At 48.5% G+C, this 16,158-nt stretch carries 16 protein-coding genes and 1 riboswitch; of the genes, 14 read left to right on the top strand and 2 right to left on the bottom strand.

The features are described from left to right. Positions 1-85: 85 nt before the first annotated feature. From PKX57_RS02160 to PKX57_RS02140, 5 genes are all read left to right on the top strand, one after another. Complete coding sequence (locus PKX57_RS02160; RefSeq protein WP_472415916.1) at positions 86-1,735, top strand: ABC transporter substrate-binding protein; 1,650 nt, start codon at positions 86-88, stop codon at positions 1,733-1,735. A 110-nt stretch (positions 1,736-1,845) separates the two neighbouring features. Further along, positions 1,846-2,826 carry an ABC transporter permease gene (locus PKX57_RS02155; RefSeq protein ID WP_472414699.1) on the top strand — a complete coding sequence of 327 codons (981 nt, stop codon included), beginning with the start codon at positions 1,846-1,848 and terminating at the stop codon, positions 2,824-2,826. Next, positions 2,826-3,803, top strand: a complete 978-nt coding sequence (locus PKX57_RS02150) for an ABC transporter permease subunit (protein WP_213919751.1) — start codon at positions 2,826-2,828, stop codon at positions 3,801-3,803. The genes PKX57_RS02155 and PKX57_RS02150 overlap by 1 nt, the downstream gene beginning before the upstream one ends. Further along, positions 3,800-4,795, top strand: a complete 996-nt coding sequence (locus PKX57_RS02145) for an ABC transporter ATP-binding protein (RefSeq protein ID WP_472415914.1) — start codon at positions 3,800-3,802, stop codon at positions 4,793-4,795. The genes PKX57_RS02150 and PKX57_RS02145 overlap by 4 nt, the downstream gene beginning before the upstream one ends. After that, positions 4,792-5,760, top strand: a complete 969-nt coding sequence (locus PKX57_RS02140; protein WP_213919750.1) for an oligopeptide/dipeptide ABC transporter ATP-binding protein — start codon at positions 4,792-4,794, stop codon at positions 5,758-5,760. The genes PKX57_RS02145 and PKX57_RS02140 overlap by 4 nt, the downstream gene beginning before the upstream one ends. 110 nt (positions 5,761-5,870) lie before the next feature. Here the strand turns inward: PKX57_RS02140 and PKX57_RS02135 are convergent, their stop codons facing one another. Together PKX57_RS02135 and PKX57_RS02130 are read right to left on the bottom strand one after the other, a co-directional pair. Next, positions 5,871-7,136 carry an NAD(P)/FAD-dependent oxidoreductase gene (locus PKX57_RS02135; protein WP_472415912.1) on the bottom strand — a complete coding sequence of 422 codons (1,266 nt, stop codon included), beginning with the start codon at positions 7,134-7,136 and terminating at the stop codon, positions 5,871-5,873. 39 nt (positions 7,137-7,175) lie between these two features. Next, positions 7,176-8,297 carry an Ldh family oxidoreductase gene (locus PKX57_RS02130; protein WP_214049888.1) on the bottom strand — a complete coding sequence of 374 codons (1,122 nt, stop codon included), beginning with the start codon at positions 8,295-8,297 and terminating at the stop codon, positions 7,176-7,178. Between the two features lie 82 nt (positions 8,298-8,379). Between PKX57_RS02130 and PKX57_RS02125 the strand changes: the two genes are divergently transcribed. From PKX57_RS02125 to PKX57_RS02085, 9 genes are all read left to right on the top strand, one after another. Then, on the top strand, positions 8,380-9,039 hold the full coding sequence (locus PKX57_RS02125) for a flavin reductase family protein (RefSeq protein ID WP_472415926.1): 660 nt from the start codon (positions 8,380-8,382) through the stop codon (positions 9,037-9,039). A 402-nt stretch (positions 9,040-9,441) separates the two neighbouring features. Further along, positions 9,442-10,212 (top strand): SagB/ThcOx family dehydrogenase, encoded by a 771-nt coding sequence (locus tag PKX57_RS02120; protein WP_472415910.1) that lies wholly within the window; start codon positions 9,442-9,444, stop codon positions 10,210-10,212. Next, positions 10,209-10,658 (top strand): hypothetical protein, encoded by a 450-nt coding sequence (locus PKX57_RS02115; RefSeq protein ID WP_472415908.1) that lies wholly within the window; start codon positions 10,209-10,211, stop codon positions 10,656-10,658. Before PKX57_RS02120 ends, PKX57_RS02115 begins: the two co-directional genes overlap by 4 nt. A 177-nt stretch (positions 10,659-10,835) precedes the next feature. Further along, positions 10,836-11,006, top strand: a riboswitch (Lysine riboswitch). A gap of 76 nt (positions 11,007-11,082) precedes the next feature. Then, positions 11,083-12,048, top strand: coding sequence for an aspartate-semialdehyde dehydrogenase (locus tag PKX57_RS02110; RefSeq protein WP_214048881.1), 966 nt, complete (start codon positions 11,083-11,085; stop codon positions 12,046-12,048). Position 12,049: 1 nt separating this feature from the next. After that, positions 12,050-12,766, top strand: a complete 717-nt coding sequence (locus tag PKX57_RS02105) for a diaminopimelate epimerase (RefSeq protein ID WP_213919745.1) — start codon at positions 12,050-12,052, stop codon at positions 12,764-12,766. Beyond that, positions 12,736-13,617 (top strand): 4-hydroxy-tetrahydrodipicolinate synthase, encoded by an 882-nt coding sequence (gene dapA, locus PKX57_RS02100; RefSeq protein WP_213919744.1) that lies wholly within the window; start codon positions 12,736-12,738, stop codon positions 13,615-13,617. The genes PKX57_RS02105 and dapA overlap by 31 nt, the downstream gene beginning before the upstream one ends. Then, positions 13,614-14,264, top strand: a complete 651-nt coding sequence (locus PKX57_RS02095; RefSeq protein ID WP_213919743.1) for a dihydrodipicolinate reductase C-terminal domain-containing protein — start codon at positions 13,614-13,616, stop codon at positions 14,262-14,264. The genes dapA and PKX57_RS02095 overlap by 4 nt, the downstream gene beginning before the upstream one ends. Beyond that, on the top strand, positions 14,246-14,950 hold the full coding sequence (gene dapD / locus PKX57_RS02090) for a 2,3,4,5-tetrahydropyridine-2,6-dicarboxylate N-acetyltransferase (RefSeq protein WP_213919742.1): 705 nt from the start codon (positions 14,246-14,248) through the stop codon (positions 14,948-14,950). The genes PKX57_RS02095 and dapD overlap by 19 nt, the downstream gene beginning before the upstream one ends. Beyond that, positions 14,947-16,149, top strand: a complete 1,203-nt coding sequence (locus tag PKX57_RS02085) for an aspartate kinase (RefSeq protein ID WP_472415906.1) — start codon at positions 14,947-14,949, stop codon at positions 16,147-16,149. The genes dapD and PKX57_RS02085 overlap by 4 nt, the downstream gene beginning before the upstream one ends. The last annotated feature ends 9 nt before the right edge of the window (positions 16,150-16,158 follow it).

Genomic DNA, 16,158 nt, shown 5'->3' with positions numbered 1-16,158 from the left:
TATAGAAAGCTCTAGTAGTCTTTGGAATGGTGTTGACTAATACATATAATCTTGTTCGAATCAACCTGTAAAGGGGGGAAGATTTATGAAAAAGGTCTTTGTAATTCTTTTAATCACTTCACTGTTGTTATCCGTAACAGCATTTTCAGCCGATATCAAGAGGGGAGGCACCCTCAGAATGACCTCGATAAAGCAGGGGATTCTGATCGAGAACTTCAACCCCTTCTCGCCAAACACCAATGAGATGGCTATTGGTGGTTTCTACGAGACTCTAATCTATTTCAACTCGATGACTGGAAGGATCATGAATTGGCTTGCAGAAAGCTATGAGTGGTCCGACGATCTTCTCGAGCTGACGTTCAACCTTAGAGAAGGCGTCTTGTGGAACGACGGGGCACCCTTCACCGAGGAGGATGTCCTGTTCACAATCGGACTAGGGAAAGACAACAGAGCGTTAGATGTCGCAAGTCTATGGTCGACGGGAGTTACCGGGGTAAGATCGGACAAGCCTATGACTGTAACCTTCACGTTCTCAGATGTGAACACGACGATCATCCAGAGATTCTCCAGTGTCTTCATAGTTCCCGAGCATATCTGGTCTAAAGTCGATGACCCTCTGACCTGGATAGGAGAAGGAATCCCCGTGAGTACTGGACCGTTCATTCTGAAGGAAGGCTCCTTTAGCGAACAGTCATTCAGTGTGGTTAGAAATCCAAATTACTGGCAGATTGGCGAAGATGGCAAACCTCTTCCTTACATAGACGAAGTTCTGACACTAACCACTACCAACGAGCAGGTTCCTCTCAGACTTGCCAGAGGTGAATTCGACTGGGCAGGCTACTTCGTTGCCAATATCGATGAGGTATTCGTCAAGGCCGACCCCGAACACTTCAAATACTGGCTTCCTGAAGGAAACCTAGTCTTCTTGAACCTCAACAATCTCAAGTGGCCCTTCGACAGCTACAACTTGAGGGCAGCTATAGCCTCGGCGATAGACCCGTTCGAGATAACCAGGATAATGGCCAGTGGAGCAGTCCCCGCCTCTCCAGCCGGCGTAAAGGCTAGTTACCTTAGACTGGCCGAGAACGGTCTCAGTGAATATGGTATAGAATTCGATCCCGATTACGCAAGGTATCTAATTGAAAGGGAAGGTTACAAGCTTAGCAGGAGCGGGATCTATGAAAAGGACGGTAAGGCTCTCTCTCTGAATCTCTATGTGCCGACGGGGTGGACCGACTGGATAATGGGAGCTGAAGAAGTTGCAAGGCAACTGAAAGAGGTGGGAATCGAGGTTATCGTTACTCTCGCCGCCTGGCCTTCCCCTTACCAGGACATGATCTTCAACGGAAACTACGAGATGCTTTTTGGGATCTCCGTCACTGGAACAAGCCCCTATTACCAGTTCGACAACTGGGTGCATTCCAAGCACTGGGCACCTATAGGAGAGAGGACCAAGAATTACTATGGAATGCGCTACAAGAACGACAGGATAGATGAACTCCTCGACAGCTACAGGAAACTGACGGATCCTCAGGCCCAGGATGAGGTAATGGAAGAGGTTATAGCCATCTTCCTGAGAGATCTTCCTTCCGTACCCATGTTCTTCAATCCGGTATGGTTCGAGTACAGCACCAGGAATTTCGTTGGCTGGCCGAGCGCAGAAAATCCATACGCAGAGCCGAGACCTACCGGGATGGATAAGATGCCGGTATTGCTTTCTGTACACCTTAGGTAGTTTTTCGCGTGGCCTCGCGGGCAACTGAGCCCGCGAGGTTCATCCTCATTCACGAGAGGGGGGTAAGGAAGGCCTGCTTTCCGTATAAGGAAGACGCTTTCTGAACAGCATTGGCCTATTTCGCAAGAAAAATTGGATTGTTGTTATTCGCCCTTTTTGTTGCAGTTACTCTGAATTTCTTCATTCCGAGAATGATGCCCGGTGATCCTGCACAGGATTTGATTGACAAGATGCAGGGTATTCCGTTGGAATCGCTCGAAGCAATAAGGGCTGCCTTTGGCGTCGATTCTAACGATCCGTTGCTTGTCCAGTACGGAAAGTATCTTCTGAACCTCTTGAAGGGCGATCTGGGAATTTCTATCTCCAGATTCCCTACTCCAGTCTGGAGAGTCTTGCAGGTCGCCATTCCCTGGACTGTCGGACTTATGGGTACTGCAACGATCATCAGTTTCTTTCTGGGCACATTGATTGGAATAGGCGTTGCGTGGAAACGTAACACGAAGCTCGCTTCCTTCACTGTCGGGCTCTTCACTTTCGTGCGTTCCTTCCCGTATTTCTGGCTCGGGCTGCTGCTGATATACTTTCTGGCTTTCAGGCTTCCGATATTTCCCCTCGGAAATGCCTACACTCCCCAGCTTCAGAGAGGGACGATGGAATTCTTTTTCTCTGTTCTAAGACACGCGATACTTCCTGCCTTGACAATCGTTATCTCTTCTATGGGGGCGTGGATATTGACCATGAGGAACAACATGATCAACGTGCTGGCCGAGGACTACATCACCGTTGCCGAAGCCAAGGGCCTCCCGCTGAGAAGAATCAAGACTCTATACGCCGCAAAAAACGCCATTCTGCCATCTATAACTGGGTTTGCGATGTCTCTGGGATTTGTCGTTGGAGGCGGTTTGTTGACTGAAATGGTCTTCGCCTACCCGGGAGTAGGCTTGATGCTCTATCAGGCGGTTCAGAGCAAGGATTATCCGCTGATGCAGGCGATATTTCTTTTCATTTCAGCGGCCGTTCTCGTAGCGAATTTCATCGCGGATATCGCGATTCTGATTCTCGATCCCCGTGTTCGGGACGGTGGCAAGTGATGTTAAAGGACACTTTTTCTCTCTTCATAGAGAACCGAAAGGCTTTGTTCGGGCTGATGATACTTGTCTTTTTCTCCGGAGTTGCGATCTTTGCCCCATTGATCGCTCCTTATGATCCAAAGACGAACAAGGTCGATGTCCTGAGGATAGTGGAAGAGGAGATGGGTAGAACCACAACTGTTGAAAGGGAGCAGATCGATGAATTCACAGAACGAAGAGTCTACACTCAGTCGATCGCGACTACATATGAGAGAGTAACAACAAAACTCCCGCTAAATGCAAGGCCTTCCAGGCAACACTTGCTCGGTACGACGAAGGCCGGACAGGATCTTTTCTCTCAGATGGTCTACGGAACGAGAATCACGCTTGCCGTGGGTCTTGTAACCGGACTGTTTACTACGATTCTTGCTCTAACACTTGCGCTTTTGGCCGGGTATTTCGGAGGCGTTGTTGACGACATCATCTCTCTGTTTACGAACGTCTTCCTTGTTATCCCGAGCCTCCCGTTGATGATAGTCATTGCAGCGTATATAACGGTCAGGGGAGTTATTCCAATCGTCCTTATACTAGGACTTACCAGCTGGCCATGGTCTACGAGAATACTGCGTTCTCAGGTTGTGAGTCTTAGAAACAGAGATTTCGTAAGGGTGTCCAGAATTCTCGGCGAGAGGCCGCTATACATACTCTTCAGGGAGATACTGCCGAATATGATCTCGCTGGTAATGGCATCCTTCTTTACATCAACGATGGCGGCGATCATGGGAGAGGCTACCCTTGAGTTTTTGGGACTGGGCAATGTCTCGATAGTGAGTTGGGGAACAATCTTATACTGGGCACAGAACAGCGGAGCTCTTCTGTCGGGTGCATGGTGGTGGTTCCTTCCTCCGGGTATCTGCATAGCCTTGATCGGGACTTCGTTTGCGCTCATGAACTTTGCCATCGACGAGATCTCAAATCCCAAGCTTAGAAAGAGATGATTGAGTTGGACAGACTCGAGATGACTCCACTACTTCAATGCAAAAACCTTGTAGCAGGTTACAGGATCAAGAGCGGCTTCGTTCACGCAGTGGACGACGTCTCGTTTGACCTGGATAGAGGGGGCTTTTTGGGCATCGCAGGCGAATCGGGATGCGGCAAATCAACGCTGGCATACGCAATTATGAGGCTTCTCAAAGACAACGCCACAATCGAAAGCGGAAGCCTTTTATTCAAAGGCGCCGATCTTGCGAAACTTGACGAAGAACAGATGAAAAAGATACGGTGGGTGGATATTTCGATGGCTTTTCAATCAGCCATGAATGCACTAAACCCTGTTCTTTCGGTTGGTGAGCAGCTCACTGATGCCATACATGCTCACGAAGAGGCAACACAATCAGACGCTCGAAAGCGGGCTCTTGAAGTGCTGAAGCTGGTAGATATTCCCAAAGACAGATTCAACTCTTACCCTCATCAGCTTTCGGGAGGTATGAAGCAGAGGGTTATGATAGCGATGGCCTTGATTCTGAATCCCGAGCTAATCATAATGGATGAGCCGACAACGGCACTGGATGTTGTAGTACAGCGAACAATAATCGAGAAGATTCAGGAACTGAGGAAGACTCTAGGCTTCTCAGTTATATTCATCACTCACGATCTCTCTTTGCTAGTGGAGATCAGTGATATTCTGGCCATCATGTATGCTGGCAAGATCGTGGAGTATGGAGCCTCCGAATCTCTTTTCAATCGGCCCTTACACCCATACACTAAGGGGCTTATGAACTCCTTCCCATCCCTTACGGGAATGATAAAGCGGATGGGCGGAATCGAGGGAAAGCCTCCCGACCTTTTGAAACCACCTGAAGGCTGTAGATTTCACCCTCGTTGTCCGCAGGCAATACCTATTTGCAGAGAGTCCTGCCCCTCACTGGAGGAGATCGCCGATCGCCACAGCGTCGCTTGTTTTCTTCACAAAGGAGCTGAGATCCTGTGAACGAAAATATCCTGGTTCTTGAAGGAGTCAACAAACACTTCCCGGTAAACTCTTTCAGAATGCATGGAAAGGTTGTTCATGCCATGGATGACGTCTCTTTTTCTCTGCGAAGAGGAGAAGTGCTCGCGATAGTTGGCGAATCCGGCAGCGGAAAAACCACTACGGCAAACGTGATGGCCAGAATTTACAAACAAACTTCCGGTAGAGTCACCTTTGAGGGTAGAGAAATAAGTAAAAATATGTCGCGCGAAGATGAACTGAGATATCACAAAAAAGTCCAGATGATCTTTCAGGATCCCTTTGGAGCCCTAAACCCTACACGAACTGTCGGAAGGATAATGGAGCGGCCTTTCGTGATTCACAAAATCGCCGGGAGAAGAAAAGCCGTAGAAGAGAGTATTGATAAGATACTCATCCAGGTGGGGCTGGAACCGCCTGAGCAATTCACCAGAAAGTTTCCCCACGAACTATCTGGAGGACAGAGGCAAAGGGTAAATATAGCGAGAGCTTTCGCTGTCGAGCCAGAGCTGATTCTGGCCGACGAACCCACTTCGATGCTCGACGTTTCGAACAGAATGAGCATTATGAATATGATGCTTTACCTTAAAGAAAGTCACAGCGTATCCTTCATATACATAACCCACGATCTTTCCGGTGCGCGCTACATGAGCGACAGAATAATTGTCATGTATGCGGGCATGATCATGGAGATCGGCCCGGCAGAAAAGATTATAAACAACTCGTTCCATCCATACACAAGGCTGCTCAAATCGGCCGCTCCTTCCCCGGAGATGGGTTTGAAGCGGAAGCGACTGATTACGGGTGGAGATATTCCGTCGCTGATCGATCCTCCTGGTGGTTGTCGTTTTCATCCGAGGTGTCCTTTCGTAAGCGATATTTGTTCTCTGGAGGTGCCGGCAATGAAGAAGATCGATGAAGGTCATTATGTGAGGTGTATTCTATGACAAATCTGCTGAGGTTCCAACTTAGTATTGTGTTTATCGTAAAGAAGGGGAGTGGTCGATTTTGAAGCTATTATTTTTTTATCAACCGCTTCCCCCAGTTAGGTGAAGCCTTATTTAAGAGAACTTCCTAGCAATCTTCCGTGTCCGGTGGCGTACGTTATCGATCTGGTGTGTCCGCTGCAATCGCCGATGAATTTGAGGTTCCTGTAGCGATCGTTGTCTATCTTGTTGGAATAGAACTTCACTTCTACCGCGTACATCAGGTTGTCCGGATATGCCACTCCTGGGATAACTTCGCTCAGCTTTTCTATGAACTCCGTTATGGAGACAGAAATTCTCCTCGGAAGTACAAGGTTTATATCTCCGAGTATGAAATCGCTTTCCGGGAGGGTCGGCTTTACCCTTCCCAGTCTTTTGGTCCGCTTGGTTTGCATGAAATCTTCGTAAGTCTGCAGAATCACCTTACGGCCGCCCGCTAGAATATTGCTAAGGCGGCTGATGTACGAGCCGTATCCGATAGGGTCGTGAAATGGCTCTGTGAATCTCGTAGTGCAAAGAATTGCGAAATTCGTGTTTATCGAACTTCCATCCGAATTAGAATGTCCGTTCACGGTGACAAAATCGTCGTAGTTCTCCAGTACCACTTTTCCAGAAGGGTTGTTGCAGAAAGTTCGAACTGTGTAACCTGTCTTTGTCTTCAGCCGGACTTTGAACTCGTACATCTCGTTGTTTATCTTTTCTACCAGATGGTCTGGCAGCTCAAATCTCACTCCTATATCCACGGTGTTGCTTGAGGCAACGATTTCCGGGTACTTCGAAGCTACTCCTTTGATCAGGCCATGGCCACTCCTGCCAACCGCCACGACTACGTAATCGAAATCCGCCTCGAAATCTTTTCCCCTTAGTATAACCCTGCTGTCGGAAAAGTCTATATCTTCAACTCTTGAGTTGAAATGGAAGTGTATGTTTCTCTTTTGTGAGAACTCCTCATATATTCTGGTAAGGACTGAGCCGAGCTTATCTGTCCCTATATGCCAGAACATGGAGTTTACGGGTTCGAAGCCCTTCGCATAGAAATTCTCGAAGAACTCGGACTTACTGTCGAAAGATACACCGGTCCTTACGCTCTTCTTATCTTCCTCGCTCAGCTTGCCTATATAAAAATCAACGACCTCTCTCTGTGTAGAGAGGGGGATCTCAAGCTCACCGCCCATTGTACTCGATACGAAGATCTTTCCATCCGAGCGAATCCCACTTATGCTGGAACTGTAAATGTCTTTCGATCTCTCCAGGATATGTATTTCATGATTGCTGTTCATTATCTCACTTACGAAGCCAATTGCAGCGGCACCGAAACCAACAACTCCGATCTTCATATATAAGAGTCCCTTTGAGAGACTCCATCACCTCCATTTCTATTCCCAGATAAACTTGTAATTGCCCAGCTTAAATTCGTTTCTGAGCTGGACCAGCTGCTTCCTCAGAACATCGTTGAGAGGAGCTCCGCGGTCCTTTCTTTCGAGCCAGGCAAGATACTCCTTCTCACCGGCCGTGTATATTCTCTCCTCTCCAGATGCCTTCCTGGAGGCTCTCAATTCTCTCAGTATGTCGCCCGTGGTCTTTTTGAATTCTTCGAGCGATGTAAAGGCTTCCACATTTATAGCCATGAAGAAGTGACCTATCCTTATCGGTTTCTTTTCGCCATTCTCGCCTATACCGGTCAGCATTTTGAGGAAACTCCCTCCCTGAAGGGCCGCCGACAGGATCTCGACCACAGTGGCGTAGCCATAGCCTTTGTACCCGGCCGTCTCTTCGCCTATGCCTCCCAGAGGGACCAGAGCCGCTCCGCCCGTGTTGAGATCGATCAGTATCTGCTGGGTATCCGTTCTCGTCTTTCCATCCGGACCTATCACCCAGCCTTCAGGGATCTCCTTGCTGGCCCTCCCGTAAACCTCTATCTTTCCCCTCTGGGCGACCGATGTGGCACAGTCAAGTACGAAGGGGAACTCTTCATCGGTTGGCATTCCAAACGTTAGCGGATTGGTACCGAGCATATTCTCCACTCCGAACGTCGGGGCGATCGAGGGCCGGGCGTTCGTTCCGGTAATACCGATCATACCCGCTTCGATCGCCATGAGTGGGTAGTAACCGGCTATACCATAGTGTGTCGAATTTCTGACTGCCAACATCCCCATACCGAATTTCCTGGCTTTTTCTATGGCTATTTTCATTGATTTATACGCGATCACATGGCCCATACCATCATGACCGTCCACAACGGCTGTTGTTGGACTTTCTTTGACTATCTCAAATTCCGTCACCGGTTTCTGTGTACCTTCGCGAATTCTGTCTATGTAGATCGGTTTTAGTCTTCCGATTCCATGAGAGTCTATCCCTCTTTTGTCGGAAGTTATTAAAACGTTAGCACAGATCTTCGCATCTTCCGCGGGAACACCAACACTTTTGAAGACATCTACCATGAAGCGTTCCAGCAGATCGAAGTCAACCCACACCACATCTTCGTAAACACTGGACAAATCATTTCCCTCCCTTTCGTTTCGTCACAGTGGAATTATACAATGGATCTGTCCGATAAGCCTGACCAGAACTTTGGCGGCCATGGTTGTCTTTATTAGAAGAAATCGTGTAGAATTGCTTATAAGGGGAAGTATCGTTTCATGGGGATGGGTGATTGCTTTGAAGGACAGAATAGGTGCTGGAATCTATATATATCCAATGCCGTTGGTAGTAGTGGGAAGTATGGCGGAAGACAGGCCTAACTATACGACGGTGGCTTTCTGTGGAGTTGTTGAAGTTCAGCCTCCAATGATCCAGATTACTCTTGCGAAGACACGTTTCAGCTGTAAAAATATAAGGGAATTCGAATCGTTCAGTGTAAACGTTCCTTCCATGGATATGCTCAGAGGGGTTGACTTCATGGGCATCTATTCGGGTAAGACAACCGATAAGTCGGAACTTTTCAAAACCTTTTACGGGGAGCTTCAGAACGCTCCCATGATCGAAGAGGCGCCTTTGAACATGGAGTGCAGGCTTGTCGATGTCTTCGATTTCGGAGGTACTCATGAGACTTTCATCGGGGAAGTTGTGCAGAGCTATTGCTCGGAGTTCTGCGTAGTCAATGGATTACCCGACATAAAGAAGATAAATCCCGCGACCTTCTCGGTGTACGATAATTCTTACTGGTCACTGGGAATTCACCTTGGAAAAGCCTGGAACATCGGGATGAAATACACACCCCCAAAAACGATCCACGACTGATCGGATAGCAGCGTCATCGGCACCTCGACGATTGCGACTTTTGTACCGACTCTGGGTACCTAATAGCCCAAAAAACTCTTCGCAGTTCACGAAATGATCCTTGCAAGCCTGGAACTTTCCTTCGCACCTGGTTCATCTATCTCGTGGGATCTGAGGACGGTTCTATCTTCAAACCCCGATACAATCTATTTCACCCGTTGATCCTGGATATCACTGTGAAGCAGAAAATGTTGTAAAAGAAACCCACCGTTACTTTTCTTTTCCTCTTATCGGTCTGTAAGTGTACCGGCTAACCATCAGTTCGGGTGCAATGTCTCTTATAAAGATCGCTCAATCTTACGTACTTTCCACAAGAATCGCATGCTAGACTTTAGTTATCAGCGATGGCAAGGGAGGGTTTGAATGTTCACGAACGATCAGGGAAGATACTTCATAAGCAACAAGATATGGGATGAGGAATTTAGCGATTCCTGGATATCAGACCAGAAGATGGGAAAATCTCAACCGCCTCTAGAAAAACCTTTCGTTGAAGAAGGTCTGTTACCCCTTCCAGACCCGCTTACGGTTACTCTCAAGAAAAAAGACATAACATCGATAATACACGATAGAAAAAGCCGTAGGGTCTTCACGGATGAAGAGATAACTTCCGGAGAGCTTTCGTACCTTTTGTGGGCCAGTCAGGGTATAAAGGAGATTATGGCTAACAATTACGCGACTCTGAGAACTGTACCTTCGGCCGGTGCACGGCACCCTTTCGAGACTTATCTGTATATCAACAGAGTTTCGGGAATAGAAAAAGGAATCTACCGCTATGTGGCATCGAGACACTCGCTCAGCCTCTTGAAAGCTGGGAATTTCTCCGATGAAATGACCGAGGCCAATCTCGGACAGCAATTCGTTGGCAACTCCGCCGTGACGTTCCTCTGGTCGGTGATTCCGTACAGAACTGAGTGGAGATACAACCTCCACTCCTACAAAGTGATCCTTATGGATGCGGGTCACGTGTGCCAGAATCTTTACATCGCTTGTGAGGCTCTTAGACTTGGTACGTGTGCAATCGGCGCTTACAGCCATGAGAAGATAAACAGGCTTTTGAACCTTGAGCGAGCGGACGAATTCGTGGTCTATTTGGCTCCTGTCGGCCGCTATAGGGAAAGGAGGAATCCGAAGTGATCTTGGATGACGTGGAAAGAAGATTGCTTAATCAGATATATGCGAGAGTTTTCGGGCGGGAAAAGAGGTATTTGCCCGTAGATGTCCTGGCCGGCGAAAGCGGCATATGCCCCGAAGAATTCAGCAGGGTTTTAGCCTTTCTAGATGAAGAGGACTACGTAGAGGTAAAACCCTTCAGAATGCTCAGAATAACCCACAAGGGAATACTGGCTTGTGAAGAGGATAAGATCCCCGAAAAGAGAGAGATCAGGGATAGAGTTATGGAGAAAATCAAAGAGCTCTCACAGGGAGATACGGAGGTTTTTATCGTCATAGACGCACTTGCCGGTGAAATGAATTTAATGAGATACGAGTTGTTCGACATTCTGAATTACCTTCAGGGCGAGGGGCTGGTGAAGATTCATTCGAGGATTTCCGTCTCTCTCTGCGAAAAGACACCGGAATGACCGTTTGTTCGTTTATGGAGCTTTAGTCCCGCTCGCTATAAACAAGCCATAAACTGCCACTATCGCTACATAAACATAAACGATGGTTATTGAGGATATAAAGAAAATGAACAATTTACTGTATATTTTCATTGTCAAATTACAGTCAGGAAAACGCGTGCTATAATCAAGCGAAAGTAACCCAACGGAGGAGCACCCGTGAAGAGTAGACGTCCATCAGGGAATCGGGGCGGATCGAAAGGCTAGGGTGCCGAAGGGGATGGGAGCCCCAGATCCTGTCGCCCTGGGCATACGGAGAATATCCGTATGACTGTCACGGAGAGGAGTCCGTGGAGAGCCGGTGGGTTTGGAATAAGCGATTATTTCAAACCATTAGGTGTTCCCGGTCTCATTCGGGAACACTTTTTATTTTGGAGGTGATGTTATGAAACTTGCAGTTGTTGGAGCCACCGGTGAAGTTGGCCGAATGATGCTTAAAAAGCTCGAGGAAGAAGCGATTACACCCGAGGAAATAGACCTTTTCTCCTCGAGCCGGAGCGCGGGAAGTCTTATGAAATTCGCCGGAAAGAGTATAGAAGTGAGAGAACTCAGAGAGGATTCTCTCCGGAGGGATTACGATTATGTTCTCTTCTCGGCCGGGGCCTCCGTTTCAAAAACCTTTGCTCCGCTTGCAGCCTCCTGCGGAGCGGTTGTGATAGACAATTCTTCAGCTTTCAGACAGAGTGAAGAGATTCCCCTTGTGGTTCCGGAAATCAACGGCTGTCTTTTGAAAGGCTATAGAGGCATTGTGGCCAATCCCAACTGCTCGACCATACAGATGGTGCTGTCACTGCATAAAATACACAGGAGGTTCGGCCTAAAAACGATTGTCGTATCCACCTACCAGGCCGTATCGGGTGCGGGGAACAGGGGAATTGTCGAGCTGGAGAGGCAGGAGGCCGGATCACAGGATCAAGCGGTATTTGTAAGAAAAATCCACAGGAACGTGGTTCCTGTTATCGGCGATATACTCGAAAACTCCTTTTCGGCTGAGGAGATGAAGATGATAAACGAGACCAGAAAGATACTGGGCGACTCTAAAGTATCCATCTGGCCTACCACCGTCAGAGTTCCGGTCGCGCATGGCCATTCCGAAGCGGTTTTCTGCGAGACTGAGAAACCCTTTGAGCTTGAGGAACTCAAGGAAGAACTTCGGGCGAGCGAAGATGTTGTTTTGACCGACGAAAGGTTCACACCGGTCGAGATAGCCGGTTCGGATCTTGTTTATGTTTCAAGAGTCAGATCCTTTGACAGTCATCGTTTTCTCTTGTGGAACGTGGCCGACAACATCAGGGTGGGAGCTGCCACAAACGCCGTGAGAATATTGAAGATGCATGCGGGGGGCGCTTAGAATGAAGGGAATCAATTATTCGGCCACTGGTAATACCTTTCTGGTTGTCGATTCCAGAGAGGAGAGACTTGACGATGAGACCAAACACAACATCGTAGTCAAAAATGTCGACAAAAATGACGGCGTCATCTTTGTCGAAGACGGCTTCATGGACTTCTACAACCGTGATGGACTGAGAGCCAGCTTTTGCGGCAACGGCGCAAGGACTTACGTATATTTCATACATGAAAAAGAGGAAAGAGAGAAGGTTAGTTTCAAAAGTATGGCCGGCGAGATCGAAGGAGTCGTCTCGCGGGGAGTTGTGAGCATCAGAATGCCGGACCCGATTCTAACTGGCAGTTTTGAAGAAGAAGGGTTTTCCGGAGAGATCATAACCGTTGGAGTACCCCACATAGTTATGGAGGGAGACACAGAGAAAATCGACTGGGAGCTCCTTGTACCGCTCAGGCATCTCTACGATGCCAACGTGAACGTTTACTCGGTCATTGAAAAAGGAAAGTTGCGGATAAGGACCTACGAACGCGGAGTAGAGGCCGAAACCGGTGCATGTGGAAGTGGCGCCACTTCTGTGAGCTGGATATATGCGAAAAAGACAGGACTAAAAAGTGTGGAATTGAAGGCCAACGGCGGCTGGCTTACAGTCACTTTCGAAGATGGAAAGGCCTATCTAGGAGGAGGTGTGGAGAAATGTTCAGGGGAACTGGAACTGCTCTGGTAACACCGTTCAAGAACGGAAAGGTCGATTACGATTCCTTCAGGAGGTTTTTGAGATTTCAGCTCGAGGGTGGGGTTGAAGCCCTTGTAGTTCTAGGCACAACCGGCGAGTCGCCCTGTGTAAAGGACAGCGAGCGAAAAGAGCTTATCAGGATCGCTATAGAAGAATCAGGCGGGAAAGTACCCGTGATAGTCGGAACGGGGACCAATTCTACACAAAAGACAAGGGAGCTGAGTTCCAGGGTCTTCGACGACGGAGCCGATGGCGTACTGGTGGTAACGCCATATTATAACAAACCAACTCAGGAAGGCCTTTATAGACATTACGGCGAGCTGGCGACACGTGTGGGTGGTCCGATCATAATTTATAACGTTCCCGGAAGAACGGGGGTCAATATGCTTCCCGAGACGGTCCTCAGATGCGCGGAGTTCGACAACATAGTCGGTATAAAGGAGGCAAGCGGAAACCAGTATCAGGTCGATTATCTCATCTCGACCGTCAGGTCCAGAGGGCTGTCTCTCAAAATCTGGTCAGGTAACGACGATCAAGCCTTCCATCTCTGCTGCAGTGGTGGAGACGGAGTCATATCGGTACTCTCCAACGTTGCCCCAGCCGATACCGTAACCATGATAAAGGCTGTTTTGGCCGGCGATCTAGAAAAGGCGCGTGAACTTCATCTGAGGCTCTTGCCACTTATGAATGCACTCTTCATCGAAACGAATCCTATACCCGTCAAATACGCCGTGCATCTTCTGGGATACTGTGAAAACGAGTTGAGGTTGCCTCTGGTGGAATTGAGCGATAAAGGTGTAAAGGCAGTTGAAGAGGCGATGAAGACGAGTGGAGTGTTATGAGGTACGGGCTGGTGGGATCCTCCGGGAGAATGGGACACGAAATTAAAGAAGTCTTTTCGGCCCACGAACTGGTTCTCGAAGTAGATGAAAGCGGTATTTTCAGACGTGGAGAACCGGACGTTGTCGTAGATTTCTCAAATCGGTCGGTTCTTGCAACTACTCTCCAGCTATGCTCTCAATACAGTGCCGGCTTGGTGATAGGTACCACAGCTCTTGTGGAAGAAGACATGCAGGCTATAAAAGAGTTATCAAACCGTTCACCGGTCGTTCAGAGCTACAATTTCTCGACCGGAATCAACATATTAAAAATACTGCTCAGAGAATCGGTCTCCCTCTTCGAGGGAATGGATGTGGAGATCGTTGAGACCCATCATAACAAAAAGAAGGATGCTCCCTCCGGCACGGCCATACTGCTCAAGGAAGCTCTCGGAAGAGAAGTGCCGGTACACTCTCTACGCATCGGCGGCGTACCTGGCGATCATACGATAACGTTCGCCAACGACGGAGAGGTTCTACAGATATCCCATCGTGCGATTTCGAGAAGGGTTTTCGCAATCGGTGCCCTAAGAGCGGCTGAGTTTTGTATGAGTGTGAAAAGCGGCTTCTATAGATTCGAGGAGGTTTTGAGATGGACGCAGAAACGATAATAAAGCTCATAAGTCAGTCGAAGAAGAAGACGCCGGCGTTGTGTTACCTCAGCGGTAAGCTCCATGGAATCGAATCTAGTGATTTGACATACATCGGTGGAGAGGACTTCGGGATAATCATCGGAGACCTGAAAGAGATAAAAGCCTTTCTCGAGAGAAATAAAGAAGTCATTTTAAATCACTATATAGAGGTGAGGGCAAGGAACTCCGCACTTCCTCTTGCCGATCTCACGAAATACGAGGCCAGGATAGAGCCCGGTGCCATAATTCGCGATCTGGTCGAGATCGGCAAGAATGCGATCATCATGATGGGGGCGGTGTTAAATGTCGGTTCAGTGATAGGAGAAGGCACGATGATAGATATGAACGTCGTGGTTGGGGGACGTGCCCTGGTCGGTAGGAACTGTCATATCGGCGCAGGAGCGGTTCTTGCAGGAGTAATCGAACCTCCCAGCGCGAAGCCGGTAGTGATAGGCGATGGTGTTCTGGTAGGTGCCAACGCCGTAGTTCTAGAAGGTGTGACGGTGGGTGAACACTCGGTCGTGGCTGCGGGCGCGGTAGTCACCAAGGATGTTCCACCCTTTTCGGTTGCCGCTGGCATCCCCGCACGGGTTATAAAGCAGTTCGATGAGAAAACGGCGAGCAAGACACAACTCGTTAAGGAACTGAGGGAGATACAACAATGATAGTAGTCCAAAAGTACGGAGGTTCATCTGTGGCCGACATAGAGAGAATAAAAAATGTCGCTGCCAGAATAAAGAAGAGGGTGGAGACTGGTGATAAACTGATCGTGGTAGTTTCAGCCATGGGTAAAACTACCAACGAGTTGATCGCTCTCGCTGGTAACGTATCGTCCCAGCCCAGCCCACGCGAGCTCGATATGCTTCTGGCAACCGGCGAGCAAGTTTCAGCAGCCCTCCTGAGTATCGCCCTGATGGAACTCGGTGTGAGATCCATCTCTTATAACGCTTTTCAGCTAAACATAAACACCTTCGGCGAGTTCAGTAACGCCAGGATCGCCGATATAAACCTCAACAAAATCTATTCTGAACTCGAAGCCAGGGACGTTCTCGTAGTTACGGGCTTTCAGGGTATAAATCCGGAGGGCGATCTTACAACGCTTGGAAGAGGTGGGTCCGATACCTCTGCCGTGGCGATTGCGGCAAAAGCCGGTGTGCCATGTGAGATATACAGCGATGTGGCCGGAATATATACGTGCGATCCTAAAGTGCATGAGAAAGCAAGAAAACTGGAATATATAACATACGATGAGATGCTCGAACTCGCGGCTCTGGGTGCGAAGGTACTTCATTCGCGTTCTGTGGAAATAGCCAAGAAATACAACGTGGAGCTGATCTGTCTCTCATCTTTCAGTGAAGAAGGAGGTACCAGAGTGGTGGCAAAATTGCCAGAATGGCTCGAACAGCCAGTTGTAACAGGCGCTACAATAGATACCAATCAGCTTAAAGTAACCGTCAATTATCTCCCCGGCGACACAGATGTACTCAGCAGAATATTCAACGCCGTCGCAAAGGCCAGTTTCAACGTCGATATGATCTCGGTAGTCAATGAGAATGGCCACTCTCATCTTACCTTCACCGTTCTATCGGCCAACCCGGCAGCTATCCGAAGGACCATTGAGGGCGTCTTGAAAGATGTAGACGGATGGGAACTCACACTCGACGACAACGTGGCAAAAGTATCTACAGTGGGAGTCGGTATGAGATCGAGTGCGGGGGTTGCTGCCAGGTTTTTCTCCTCGCTCCAGAAGACCGGTGTTAGAATAATCGCCACAACGACTTCGGAGATAAAGATATCTGTGCTGGTTCCCCGGACCGATGCGAGCAAAGCTCTAAGAGTGTTGCTCGACGAGTTCGATCTATAGAGGGTGAAT

The organism is Mesotoga sp., from assembly GCF_035363035.1.
Lineage (GTDB): Bacteria > Thermotogota > Thermotogae > Petrotogales > Kosmotogaceae > Mesotoga.
This window is presented reverse-complemented; position numbering and strand designations above follow the sequence as displayed.

Excerpts from the sequence above, each read along its gene's own strand:
- PKX57_RS02160 (WP_472415916.1), top strand. The coding sequence starts at position 86 with ATGAAAAAGGTCTTTGTAATTCTTTTAATCACTTCACTGTTGTTATCC.
- PKX57_RS02150 (WP_213919751.1), top strand. The coding sequence starts at position 2,826 with ATGTTAAAGGACACTTTTTCTCTCTTCATAGAGAACCGAAAGGCTTTG.
- PKX57_RS02145 (WP_472415914.1), top strand. The coding sequence starts at position 3,800 with ATGATTGAGTTGGACAGACTCGAGATGACTCCACTACTTCAATGCAAA.
- PKX57_RS02135 (WP_472415912.1), bottom strand. The coding sequence starts at position 7,136 with ATGAAGATCGGAGTTGTTGGTTTCGGTGCCGCTGCAATTGGCTTCGTA.
- PKX57_RS02125 (WP_472415926.1), top strand. The coding sequence starts at position 8,380 with ATGGTTGTCTTTATTAGAAGAAATCGTGTAGAATTGCTTATAAGGGGA.
- PKX57_RS02120 (WP_472415910.1), top strand. The coding sequence starts at position 9,442 with ATGTTCACGAACGATCAGGGAAGATACTTCATAAGCAACAAGATATGG.
- PKX57_RS02110 (WP_214048881.1), top strand. The coding sequence starts at position 11,083 with ATGAAACTTGCAGTTGTTGGAGCCACCGGTGAAGTTGGCCGAATGATG.
- PKX57_RS02105 (WP_213919745.1), top strand. The coding sequence starts at position 12,050 with ATGAAGGGAATCAATTATTCGGCCACTGGTAATACCTTTCTGGTTGTC.
- dapA (WP_213919744.1), top strand. The coding sequence starts at position 12,736 with ATGTTCAGGGGAACTGGAACTGCTCTGGTAACACCGTTCAAGAACGGA.
- PKX57_RS02095 (WP_213919743.1), top strand. The coding sequence starts at position 13,614 with ATGAGGTACGGGCTGGTGGGATCCTCCGGGAGAATGGGACACGAAATT.
- dapD (WP_213919742.1), top strand. The coding sequence starts at position 14,246 with ATGGACGCAGAAACGATAATAAAGCTCATAAGTCAGTCGAAGAAGAAG.
- PKX57_RS02085 (WP_472415906.1), top strand. The coding sequence starts at position 14,947 with ATGATAGTAGTCCAAAAGTACGGAGGTTCATCTGTGGCCGACATAGAG.